This window comes from Shewanella sp. 4t3-1-2LB (assembly GCF_017368415.1).
Taxonomy (GTDB): Bacteria; Pseudomonadota; Gammaproteobacteria; order Enterobacterales; family Shewanellaceae; genus Shewanella; species Shewanella fodinae.
Map to the genome: position 1 here is coordinate 15,957 of NZ_JAFNJD010000003.1, position 12,045 is coordinate 28,001.

The window sequence follows — 12,045 nt, forward strand, 5'->3', positions numbered from 1 at the left end:
CCCAACAGATCTCAGCTGGTGCGAAAGTGACCGATGTTGTCCGTCAACGCCTTGCTGACTGCACGAAACGCTTTCATCTGTTCGACTAACTCTTCACTGGCGGTAAGTGATTCATCTGAACTTTCGCGCACGTCCTCTATATTACGCGCTACTTCATCCGCAACTACCGCTTGTTGTCCGATAGCAGAGGTCATTTCTGCGGTTTGTTGTTGGATCTCATCAATTGCAGCAGTGATGTCAGCCAACACAGCTTCTACCTGCACCGTAAGTTCTCTGCCGCTATCAGCCTCTTTAACGCCTGCCTCCATCACCTGCTCTGCCTGCAGTGCCTGAGCTTGCAGCGTCTGGATAATATCCTGAATACTGCTGGTAGAATCTTGTGTCCGTGACGCTAGTGTTCGCACTTCATCCGCTACCACCGCAAACCCACGCCCTTGTTCGCCTGCTCGTGCTGCTTCAATAGCGGCATTGAGCGCCAACAGATTGGTCTGTTCTGCTATCGCACGGATAACGCTGAGTACTTCACCAATTTCCTCTGAGCTGCTTTTAAGTTCGCGGATGACGCTGGCAGCAGAATTAACTTGGTTGGATAAAGCATACATACCGTTGGCGGCTTTTTGCACTGTCTGTACGCCAGCCAACGACTGCTTTTGTGCGGCATCGGCAGAATCGGCGGTTCGTTGGGCTCCTGCCGCCATTTCCTGACTGGTATGTGCCATTTCTGTTGCCGCCGTGGCAACTGACGCAATCTGCTGCTTCTGCGCCCGTACAGAACTGAGTGCCTGTTCGCACACAGCTACCGAACCGTCAACCCCGCGATCAACTTCTTCTGTTAGCTGGCGAGTCTCTTTCAACATATCTTCCACCTTAGCGGCGAATTTATTGAAAGCACTGCTCAGGCGCCCAAGTTCATCTTCGCGTTTCATCTGAATACGACGAGTCAAATCACCTTCGCCTTCAGCAATATCTTCTAGTGCATGAAGCAGCTCTTTCAGATGACGTCGAAATGGCTGCAACACTAAGCTGATAACCAAACCCACTAACAAAATGATGACAATCGAGATCAAACTGGTCTGCCAGAATTTCTGTTTAACCGGAGCCTGAAAAACCGCATCTGGTAACATAAATCCCAGATACCAGCGAACTTGAGGGTAATCGCTGCTGATATTGACGTAGCTGACATGCTGCAGTTGCCCCTGATAAGTCACTTCGCTTACACCGCTGCCATTGGCTTGCATAGTGTGTTTCAGCGCTGCAAAGCCACTGTTATCCGCAGACAGCGCATCGACCTGAATAAGGTCTGTACCAGGCGTGAAGGACTTATTAAAGCCTGGGAAATACACTAACTTCCCTTGGTCAGTCATCAAAAATGCCTGCCCTTCGCCTTGGTATTTAATGGGTGACAGCAAGTTTTTACCAATGGTATCGATAAGAATATCCATACCACCAATGCCAATCAGGCGTCCTGAACTATCTTTGACAACTGTTTTAACCGTGGCAGATACAGTACCGTCATTGGCATCCACAGCCGGATCGGCAACAAATAAGCCATTCTTGTCAATGGCCTCCTGCCACCATGGGCGTTTGTTGGTGTAATAATCAGGGTCACCGTCATAACGGCCATTCAAATCAAAGTATTCAAAGGTGTTTGCCGAACCCAGAAAGACCGACTTGATGTCTTTGTCACGTTCAGAGAAAAAATGAAAATATTTAATTAGCTCATGGTATTGGTTGTCATTTGAAAGATCTGAACCACGATCTTTATATGCTGAAAACCAATTAACAACCCATGGATTGGAAAAGATTGAGTGGATAATCTGACCTTTGGCATAAAAATAACTGCCGATCTCCTGCGCCTTCAGGTCCAACATGGACGAAATATCGCTATCAATACGAACACGGGTTTCGTCACTATCGGTTTTAACAATCAGAGCAGCTACCAACGTAAGTAATATTGCCAAAGCACCAGCAATAGTCACTACTAGCTGTAGGCTTAATGAACGTTTAATTTGCAACATCAGGGCTCCTGCTTTTGCTTTTTTTATAGAGGAGCCAACAATGTATCAAAAGCCGCCGCACACTTTTAGTTAAAATTTACGTAACAAAGTGTTTAAAGGCTGACAAGTGTCAAAAATAACGTTCAGCAGAATAAAGAAAAGATGTACGCCAGTTCTTCCTTGCTGACAACAGGCTGTTGGGATGAGGAACAGCTAGGCGCTTTTTTTGTGACAACTTTATTTGTCACTTCGTCCAAACGTCGGTGCTGAGAGGTGTGCCCGGAGGAATGTCGACGGCTTCGCAGTGCGTTCATAAACAATATCCTTCTGTTATTGATTAAATAGTATACAGAAGCAACTGAATATGAACTGAACACTTATGTAAATCATCTTCTGGCTGTGTAAGCCGCAGCCGACATTCCTATGACAAATATTACATCTTTGACTGCAGATAATTATGTAACCCGATTTTTTGGATCAAACCCAGCTGTTTTTCCAGCCAATACATATGATCATCTTCGGTATCTTCCAGCAAAACTTCTAACAACTCTCGCGTCTGGTAATCCCCCAATTGTTCACACAGAGCAATCCCTCGGCGCAGAGACTCAGCCACTTTGTATTCGTACTGCAGATCGTTATGCAGCATCTGTTCAACATCAGCCCCGATGTTAAGCGCGTCACGATTGGCGATATCGGGCTTGCCTTCAAGAAATAATATTCTGGAAATCAGTTTGGCCGCATGACCTCGCTCATCAAGTGATTCATGATTGACACGTTCATACAACTCATTCAGCCCCCAATCCTCATACATGTGGGCATGAACAAAATACTGATCCATTGAAGATAACTCGCCGGTGAGCTGTTTATTCAGCATCTCGATAATCTGTGGATGTCCTTTCATAACGCCCTCTTAAGCCGCTTCTAATTGAGATTGCAGATAATTCTGAATACCGGTCAAACGTATAAGTTCAAACTGGGATTCTAACCAATCCAGATGTTCTTCCTCATCTTCGAGAATGTCTTCCAGCAGATCCCGGCTTACATAGTCTTGTTCAACCTCACACAAGGCAATGGAGTCCCGCAACAGTTGCAACTGTGCCTCTAACATCAGTTTGTCACATGACAACATCTCTTCACTATGCTCACCAATCCGCAGTTTTTCCAGCTGTTGCAGATTCGGCAGACCTTCAAGAAACAGTACCCGCTCTATCAACTTATCGGCATGTTTCATATCCTGAATGGATTTTTTATAACTGTGATGATTGAGACCTTCAAGTCCCCAGTTTTTAAACATTCTGGCGTGAAGAAAATACTGATTGATAGCAGTAAGCTCACACGTCAATACCTTATTAAGCTGTACTACTACTTTGGGTTGACCTTTCATAACACAGTTCCTTGTAGAAGTGGGTTTGATCTATATCAATTTTTTAAGAGTAACCTCTGCAGCAATAAATATCAAATTACGCTTTAATTTCATATGGTTAATAAAAATAATAATTACTATTTACAATCATATATAAAGAGAAGTGTTTTGATACAGCAATTTTTGACAATAAAAAAACGGCCGAAATGGCCGCTTTTTTATTAATTATCATATCATTAGAGAATACGGTGTTTAGCCAGATATTCCTGCCGTTTGGCTTCCTTCGCGTCTCTAGCCTTACGTCGGTCACAGGGCTCGTCACAATCACACGCTTTGGCAATACCCAAGGCACCTAATCCACCACAACTTCCCTGAACAGCTTTACGCTTAAGCAAGTAGCCGATCGACATCAACAAAAAGAAAACCAGTAAAAACAAAAAAGCGGCTATGAATGTACTCATCATGATTCCTCTTGCTTCAGGTATTAACTTAAGTACAACTGCATTATACCTCAAAGCGACAATCGTTTCATTGGCGGTCTAAAAAGCTAACAACACCAGTAATATCAATACGTTCAGTAAAAGGATAGGCTAGAAATTGGGACATATAACAGAAGGCACAGCATGGTGCTGTGCCTTCATATTTTACCTAACCACCGAAGTCATCCAACAATATATTGTCTTCTTCAACGCCGAGGTCTTTCAACATCGCAATGACCGCAGCATTCATGACTGGAGGACCACACATATAAAATTCACAGTCTTCCGGTGCTTCATGACTCTTCAGGTAGTTTTCATAAAGCACGTTGTGAATAAAGCCAGTGTATCCATCCCAGTTATCTTCAGGCTGCGGATCAGACAGCGCCACATACCAGTTAAAGTTATCGTTTTCTTTAGCCAGCATATCGAAATCTTCAACATAGAACATTTCGCGCTTAGAGCGAGCACCGTACCAGAAACTCATCTTACGTTTAGTTTTGATACGTTTTAGTTGATCGAAAATATGCGAACGCATTGGCGCCATACCAGCACCACCGCCAATAAATACCATTTCAGCATCAGTATCTTTAGCGAAGAACTCACCAAACGGACCGGAGATTGTCACCTTATCGCCAGGCTTGAGACTCCAGATGTACGAAGACATCTTACCGCACGGCAAACTCAGATTGCGTGGTGGTGGTGTCGCAATACGCACGTTTAACATAATAATGCCAAACTCTTCTGGATAGTTCGCCATTGAATATGCGCGGATTACCGGTTCATCAACTTTAGACTCCAACTTAAAGAACCCAAAATGATCCCAGTCCTTCCGATACTTCTCTGGAATATCAAAGTCTTTATAGTAGATATGATGAGCTGGCGCCTCGATCTGGATATAGCCACCAGCACGGAACGGTACTGATTCGCCGTCTGGAATACCCAGTTTCAATTCCTTAATAAAGGTCGCCTTATTGTCATTGGAGATAACGGTACATTCCCACTTCTTGATACCGAAGATGGATTCGTCTAGTTCAATCTCCATGTCAGATTTTACATTAACCTGACATGACAGACGGCAGCCCTCGCGGGCCTCCCCTTTATTAATATGGTTGAGCTCCGTTGGCAAAATATCTCCGCCACCGGATTTAACTTTCACTCGGCATTGGCCACAGGAGCCACCACCACCACAAGCTGACGAAACGAAAATGCCATTGTCAGCCAACACGCCAAGCAACTTACCACCGGCCGCAGTATTGATGGCTTTTTCCGGGTCGCCATTGATAGAAATTGTGATATTACCGCTGGAGACTAGTCTGGATTTGGCGAACAGAATCACCAATACCAACACCAGTACAATGGCGGTGAACATACTCACACCGAGGTACACCTCAAGTGGAGTGGACTTAAAAATACCAAGAATATCCATTAACTTATCCTTAGAAGGTCCAATTCAGGAAGCCACTGGCCGCATCAAAGCGACACACCAGAGAACGACATGAAACCCAACGCCATTAGACCTGCAGTCAGGAAGGTGATCCCCAACCCACGCAGCCCTGCTGGCACATCTGCATATTTAAGTTTCTCACGGATACCCGCCATCAACACAATTGCCAATGCCCAGCCGGCACCCGAACCAAAACCAAATACCGCACTTTCGCCTAACGTGTAATCACGTTCCACCATGAAGGATACCGCACCAAAAATAGCGCAGTTCACAGTGATCAACGGTAGGAAAATACCCAAGGCGTTGTAAAGTGGCGGGAAATACTTATCCAATGCCATTTCTAGAATCTGCACCAACGCCGCAATCACCCCGATAAAGGTAATGAACTTAAGAAAGCTCAGATCGGCATCAGGAAACCCCGCCCACGCCAAAGCACCTGGTGCCAGCAACCCTTGATAGATAATCTGGTTGGCAGGTACTGAAATTGTCATGACTAAAACAACGGCAATCCCCAACCCCATGGCTGTTTTTACTTTTTTGGACACTGCTAGGAAAGTACACATTCCTAGGAAGAAGGACAGTGCCATGTTTTCGATAAAGATCGAACGGATCAATAAACTCAGATAGTGTTCCATCATACTTATCCTTTCGCTTCAACCTGTTCGGGTTTCTTCGTACGAATGACCCAAATCAGCATGCCAATCAAGAAGAAAGCGCTGGGAGGTAACAACAGCAGACCATTGGGCTGATACCAGCCACCATCAGAAATTTTCTGCAGGATCTGCACACCAAACAGGGAACCGCTGCCGAAAAGTTCACGGAAAAAACCGACGGTCAACAGCACGGCACCATAACCTAAACCATTACCAATCCCATCCATAAAACTCATTAACGGTGGCGATTTCATGGCATAGGCTTCAGCCCGGCCCATAACGATACAGTTGGTAATAATCAATCCCACAAACACGGATAACTGCTTGGAGACATTGTAGGCGTATGCCTGCAACAGCTGATCGACCACAATTACCAATGAGGCGATAATAGTCATCTGCACGATGATACGAACGCTGCTAGGAATTTGGTTTCGGATCAACGAGATAAACAAGTTAGAAAATGCAGTTACCGCCGTGAGTGCCAGCGCCATTACCAGAGCAGTTTCCAGTTTGCTGGTAACCGCTAGCGCACTACATACCCCTAGAACTTGCAACGCAATAGGGTTGTTGTTGAGGATAGGTCCGGTGAGAACCTGTCTTAGTTCTTTAGTATCAGCCATTAGCTCAATCCTCCATTGCGTGCTTTTTCAATGAAGCGGGCAAAACCTTCATCGCCCAGCCAAAACGTCAACGTATGCTGCACGCCGTTACTGGTCAATGTCGCACCGGAAAGCGCATCGACACCATAGTCAGATGCGGCCACCGCAGGATTTTTGGTGACTTTAATTGCGATATTGCCGTTTTCGTCAAACAGCTTTTTGCCGTTCCACTTCGCTTTCCATTTTGGATTCTGAACTTCGCCCCCCAGCCCCGGTGTTTCCCCCTGACTGTAATAAACCAGATTCTGCACTGTGTTCATATCGGGCTTGACCGCTAGGAAAGCGTACATGGTTGACCATAGACCATAACCGTGAACTGGCAAAATAACAGTGGTGAGTTTGCCTGCATCATCATGCACTAGATAAACTACTGCGTTATCCGCAACACGTTTCACAGAAGCAATATCGTGTTGTGGCACAAATGATGTTGCCGGATCACGCGAAGCCTTCTGTTGATCGTAAGTGTCACCATCAATACCTGATACCATAGAGCCGGTTTTCAGGTCTACAACTTTAGCTTCTACATACTTTTTATAAGTCTGTAAGATATCTTTCTTGGTCAACTTGGCCTGCGGGTCAATCAGTCCTGCTGCTTCAAGAATATATTTTTGCTTGTCCAGCAACCTGTTTTCCTGTTGGGTCGGCTTAAGCAATACCGCCGCTGTCGATACAAAGATAGAGCAGATCAGACACAAACCGACAACGATAAACAGCGTCCTGGCGAATGAATCTTTATTCTTAGCCACGAGCAATCCTCCGCTTGATATTCGCCTGTACCACAAAATGGTCAAATAACGGTGCAAACAGGTTGGCGAACAAGATTGCCAACATCATTCCTTCTGGGAACGCCGGATTGATAACCCGAATAAATACCGCCATGGCTCCAATCAGGATGCCATATGCCCATTTGGCTTTATTAGTAAAGGAGGCCGATACCGGATCTGTAGCCATAAACATCATGCCAAAAGCAAAACCACCCAACACCAAATGCCAGTACCAAGGCATCGCAAACATAGGGTTGGTATTAGAACCTACGGCATTCAACAACAGAGACACCCCAATCATGCCGACCATCACGCCGCCCACAATGCGCCAAGACGCAATCCGGGTATAGATGATAATCAAGCCGCCGATAAGGATTGCTAAGGTGGAAACCTCACCAGTGGAGCCAGGAATAAAGCCAAGAAACGCATTCCACCAGCTCTGGTCAAAGGCATAACTCAACTTACCTGCGGCCGCCTGACTTAATGCAGTTGCTCCCGAATAACCATCAGCCACCACCCAAGTAGTATCACCTGACATATTGAGTGGATAGGCAAAGAACAGGAATGCACGGCCAGCCAATGCCGGGTTAAGGAAGTTACGTCCGGTTCCGCCAAAGACTTCCTTGGCGACCACCACCCCGAAAGTAATCCCCAATGCAACCATCCACAACGGAATAGTAGGCGGCAGGATCAACGCAAACAGGATGGAGGTAACAAAGAAACCTTCGTTAACTTCATGGCCGCGCACCATGGCAAATAACACTTCCCAAATGCCACCGATGGCAAAAGTCACCGCATAAATAGGCAGGAAGAAACAGGCACCATACCACATCAAGGTCGCCCAGCCGGCATTAGCGGTAAGTTGGGCACCAAACAACTGAAACAACCCGACCTGCCACACATCAGGAGTACCATGACCAGCAACCAACGCTATCTGTGCCTGCAATCCGATATTGTACATGCCCATAAACATTGCCGGGAACGTACACGCCCAAACGGTAATCATCATGCGCTTCAGATCTAGGTTGTCGCGCACATGGGTTCGCCCAGTATTCACCTTACCTGGCGTGTAAAGAATGGTCGCGGCTGCTTCATAGAGCGCGTACCATTTTTCGTATTTACCACCTTTTTCAAACTGCGGTTCAATACGATCAAGAAAATCTTTTAAGCTCATAGGCCTTCCCTCTCAATGGTATCCAAGCAGTCACGCAGATAGGAACCATAGTCATACTTACCGGGGCAAACGAAAGTGCAGAGCGCCAAGTCTTCTTCATCCAGTTCTAGCGCACCCAGTGCCATGGCACTGTCAGTATCGCCAGACAGCAGATCCCGCAACAGCATAGTGGGCAGAATATCTAGCGGCATGACCCGTTCATAGTTGCCGATAGGCACCATCGCCCGTTCAGACCCGCCAGTACTGGTCGTCATGTTAAACAGACGGGAAGGTGTTAAATGACTCAAGAAAGCACGAGTGACGGAAAACTTATCAGCGCCAGGCATTACCCAACCAAAAAATTCCTTCTCGGTTCCTTCTTCCACCAATGAAATCTGTAACGAGTAACGTCCAAGATATGCATGAGGGCCTGAGGCTGTTTCCCCGTTCAGCACCGACCCGGAAATCACACGTACCTGACCACCGGCTTTTTCACTGGCCACCAGCTCATCAGTACTTGCCCCCAATAAAGTACGGATAAGACGGGGAGATTTTGCTTTCGGTCCACCAATGGCTATGACTCGATGGCAGTTTAATTCACCTGTAGTAAACAACTGACCAACGGCAATCACATCCTGATAGCCGATGTGCCAAACCGTGCGTTTTGCAGAAGCCGGCATCAGAAAATGAATATGAGTCCCCGGCAGTCCTGCTGGGTGTGGACCAGCGAACTCTTCCACCTGAGCATTGGCGGCGGGAATATCCGCACCTGGCGCTTTGCACAAAAAGACCTTCTCGCTAAGTCTGGCAAGCACTTTCAGACCATTGACAAAATCTTCTTTATGTTCAGCAATGATGACTTGAGGATCCGCAGCCAATGGCTGAGTATCAATAGCAGTAACAAAAATAGCGGAGGTTGAGGAATCTACTGCAGGAACCTTACTGAAAGGCCGTGTACGAAATGCCGTCCACAAACCGGATTCAATCAGATTTTCCCTAACTTTGGCAGGCTCCAAAGAGTCAATGGCAGCGGGATCGTACTTAGCAAAAGAAACCGACTCGTTCCCTTCGACTTCGATCACCACTGACTGCAAAACTCGTCGGGCGCCGCGGTTGATGTCTGCAACAATGCCACTGGCAAAAGCGGTATATTTGACGCCGGGGTTCCTTTTATCTTCAAAAAGAACCTGGCCCTTCGCTATTTTGTCGCCCACTTTGATCTTCATCGTTGGACGTAAGCCAATATACTCTTCACCCAATGTAGCAACGTGTTTAATGGCTGGGCCATCATGGATAACTTGCTTTGGTTTACCTGCAAGAGGTAAGTCCAATCCTTTCTTGATTGTAATCATATCCACATGCACTACGGTTGAAGGAAAGACAATGCGCCGCGTTCCTGCCAATCCAGGGCATCACACAACAACTATGCCAAGCATTGAGTTAGCGCAGATTTATCTCAGAAATGCGATCGCAATCACGTTGTTCGGCGGGCATTCTACCCCAATTGAAATGCTATAGCCACGAAAATTGTAGTATTTTTGTGCCCACAAGTATTCCAAAAAAACCTATTTAAACAACAAATTCACAGCACTGTTTTTACAAATAAACCCAGCGACCCGCCATCGCTGCATTTATGAACTAATTCACTCTTTTAAAAATAGATAATTTTGTGAGTACAACCACTGCAAAAAAATAAATTTGCTACTGATCACACTTAACGAGCCTAACATTCTCCAATCGCCATAAACCCGGCGTGTCTATAGATAAATGGATCGACCGCGTTATACCGTACACCTTAGTGCAATTGGTATTACCATTGCTATTACACTTTAGTAAGGAAGCGCTAATTTGCAGCAAAAAACGGCATGAATTTACATCCATGCCGTTTTTCAAAGGGTCAAACCAGTACCGCTTACAATGTCTTCAAAATAGCGTCGCTAAGCTTAAGTTCTTCGTTGTGATTAACGCTAACACCAGATGCGATAACCTCTTTTGCTATCTGTTGTGCTTGCTCTAGCGAGTGCATCGTAAAGGTACCGCACTGATACTGATTAAGCTCAGGAATCGCGGCCTGATCTTGCACTTGCAGCACGTCCTGCATTGCGGCTAACCAGGCGTCAGCAACACGCTTTTCATTGGGGGTGCCAATCAGGCTCATATAAAAACCGGTACGACAACCCATCGGTGAAATATCAATAATCTCAACACCATCGCCATTCAGATGGTCACGCATAAAGCCTGCAAACAAGTGCTCCAACGTATGGATGCCACGCTCGCTCAATATGGCTTTGTTTGGCACGCAAAAACGTAAATCAAACACGGTGATCTTATCGCCCTTGGGTGTGGTCATCTGTTTAGCTACCCGCACGGCAGGTGCTTGCATCCGCGTATGATCCACAGTAAAGCTGTCTAACAGTGGCATAACTGCCTCCCTCAATTCACTCTTAGGTTGCCGAGATAAGCTCTGCAACTAAACACGTTCACACCAATATTAACCACGACATTTAGGTGACTGTGGCACTTCAGCCAGAGCCAGCCACTCTTCCGGGGTGTAAGTATGCATGGATAACGCATGGACACCGTTTGCCAATTCATGAGCCAATGTTTCATTGACTTTTCGATGCCGCGCCAGTAACCGCAAACCGTTAAACGCCTGACTGACCAACACCAATTTAAAATGTGTCTCCGAATTCGGTGGCACATGGTGGTTGTGGCTCTCGTTAAGCACTTCAATATGCTCAGGTAGCAACGCGGCCTGTAATTTTTGTTGAATAGTTTCAGCAACTGACATAACTCATTCCCCAGCGGGTGGTAATTGGCGGCAGGTTACTTGCTCAGCATACAAAGATCAATCAACAAACAACACCCAGCAATCCCAATTAACAACAATGAAAGTCAGGGTTCAACTGCCGAAAGGTAAAGTTTAACCGAGGTTGGTCTAACGTTAGCCTTTTGGGAACCGCGTGCTGCCAGTGTTGCTGCATTGGCCAGCGCATCAGTAATAAATCACCGCTATACAAAACCAATCTTAACTTTTCGCCGCTGTGTCGATGCCGAATATCAAAATCCCGCGCGGCGCCGATAGTCACCGACGCAATATCACTTCCAGGCTGCAATTCAGGTTCATTGTCACTGTGCCAGCCCATACATTCGCGCCCATTAGCATAGTGATTAACTAACACGCCGTTGCTGCGTAACTGGAAATCCCGCATTAGTTTATGCCGCAGGCGGCCACAGTATTTAGGCCAAGGCTGCGCTTTTACCATCAGGCCCGAGTATAGATAGTCACAACCGGGATCACCGAACCATACTTGCGTTCGAGGAATCGGGTGAGATTTACCAAAAACCTCCACCACGGGCTTTTGAAGCGGATATTGCTGTGCTTCAGCCCACAGTGCCTGCTGCTGCGATGGGTCAAGGTAAGCTCTGACCACTAACATCGGAGGTTGCTGATAAGTGATCATATGTTGGCATCCGCTGAAATCATGCTCAAACAGCGCCGACTGTTGTAAATTATTTGGCATAAGAGATGG

At 46.3% G+C, this 12,045-nt stretch carries 13 protein-coding genes; all 13 read right to left on the minus strand.

The window, feature by feature from the left end; all coding sequences use genetic code 11:
- Positions 1 to 11 precede the first annotated feature (11 nt).
- Positions 12 to 2,018, minus strand: a complete 2,007-nt coding sequence (locus tag J3L11_RS02255) for a methyl-accepting chemotaxis protein (protein WP_189617524.1) — start codon at positions 2,016 to 2,018, stop codon at positions 12 to 14.
- A 412-nt stretch (positions 2,019 to 2,430) separates the two neighbouring features.
- Positions 2,431 to 2,898: a bacterioferritin gene (bfr, locus tag J3L11_RS02260; RefSeq protein ID WP_133040452.1), complete on the minus strand. Its 468-nt coding sequence runs from the start codon at positions 2,896 to 2,898 to the stop codon at positions 2,431 to 2,433.
- Positions 2,899 to 2,907: 9 nt separating this feature from the next.
- Positions 2,908 to 3,381 carry a bacterioferritin gene (gene bfr, locus J3L11_RS02265; RefSeq protein ID WP_207569877.1) on the minus strand — a complete coding sequence of 158 codons (474 nt, stop codon included), beginning with the start codon at positions 3,379 to 3,381 and terminating at the stop codon, positions 2,908 to 2,910.
- A gap of 215 nt (positions 3,382 to 3,596) precedes the next feature.
- The gene (gene nqrM / locus J3L11_RS02270; RefSeq protein ID WP_133040464.1) at positions 3,597 to 3,821 is read right to left on the minus strand and encodes a (Na+)-NQR maturation NqrM; all 225 of its coding nucleotides are present in this window, start codon (positions 3,819 to 3,821) and stop codon (positions 3,597 to 3,599) included.
- Positions 3,822 to 4,008: 187 nt separating this feature from the next.
- Complete coding sequence (gene nqrF, locus J3L11_RS02275; protein WP_189617521.1) at positions 4,009 to 5,265, minus strand: NADH:ubiquinone reductase (Na(+)-transporting) subunit F; 1,257 nt, start codon at positions 5,263 to 5,265, stop codon at positions 4,009 to 4,011.
- A gap of 44 nt (positions 5,266 to 5,309) precedes the next feature.
- A complete protein-coding gene (gene nqrE, locus J3L11_RS02280) occupies positions 5,310 to 5,918 on the minus strand; it encodes an NADH:ubiquinone reductase (Na(+)-transporting) subunit E (protein WP_133040465.1) in 609 nt (202 codons plus the stop codon).
- Between the two features lie 5 nt (positions 5,919 to 5,923).
- Complete coding sequence (locus J3L11_RS02285) at positions 5,924 to 6,556, minus strand: NADH:ubiquinone reductase (Na(+)-transporting) subunit D (RefSeq protein ID WP_133040455.1); 633 nt, start codon at positions 6,554 to 6,556, stop codon at positions 5,924 to 5,926.
- A complete protein-coding gene (locus tag J3L11_RS02290) occupies positions 6,556 to 7,341 on the minus strand; it encodes a Na(+)-translocating NADH-quinone reductase subunit C (protein ID WP_133040456.1) in 786 nt (261 codons plus the stop codon). Before J3L11_RS02290 ends, J3L11_RS02285 begins: the two co-directional genes overlap by 1 nt.
- Positions 7,334 to 8,533 (minus strand): NADH:ubiquinone reductase (Na(+)-transporting) subunit B, encoded by a 1,200-nt coding sequence (locus J3L11_RS02295; protein ID WP_207569878.1) that lies wholly within the window; start codon positions 8,531 to 8,533, stop codon positions 7,334 to 7,336. Before J3L11_RS02295 ends, J3L11_RS02290 begins: the two co-directional genes overlap by 8 nt.
- Complete coding sequence (locus J3L11_RS02300; RefSeq protein WP_207569879.1) at positions 8,530 to 9,864, minus strand: Na(+)-translocating NADH-quinone reductase subunit A; 1,335 nt, start codon at positions 9,862 to 9,864, stop codon at positions 8,530 to 8,532. The genes J3L11_RS02295 and J3L11_RS02300 overlap by 4 nt, the downstream gene beginning before the upstream one ends.
- A gap of 560 nt (positions 9,865 to 10,424) precedes the next feature.
- On the minus strand, positions 10,425 to 10,934 hold the full coding sequence (luxS, locus tag J3L11_RS02305; protein ID WP_133040459.1) for an S-ribosylhomocysteine lyase: 510 nt from the start codon (positions 10,932 to 10,934) through the stop codon (positions 10,425 to 10,427).
- Positions 10,935 to 11,003: 69 nt separating this feature from the next.
- A complete protein-coding gene (locus J3L11_RS02310) occupies positions 11,004 to 11,303 on the minus strand; it encodes a BolA/IbaG family iron-sulfur metabolism protein (RefSeq protein WP_207569880.1) in 300 nt (99 codons plus the stop codon).
- An 88-nt stretch (positions 11,304 to 11,391) separates the two neighbouring features.
- Positions 11,392 to 11,976, minus strand: a complete 585-nt coding sequence (locus J3L11_RS02315) for an alpha-ketoglutarate-dependent dioxygenase AlkB (protein ID WP_242695055.1) — start codon at positions 11,974 to 11,976, stop codon at positions 11,392 to 11,394.
- Positions 11,977 to 12,045: the final 69 nt, after the last annotated feature.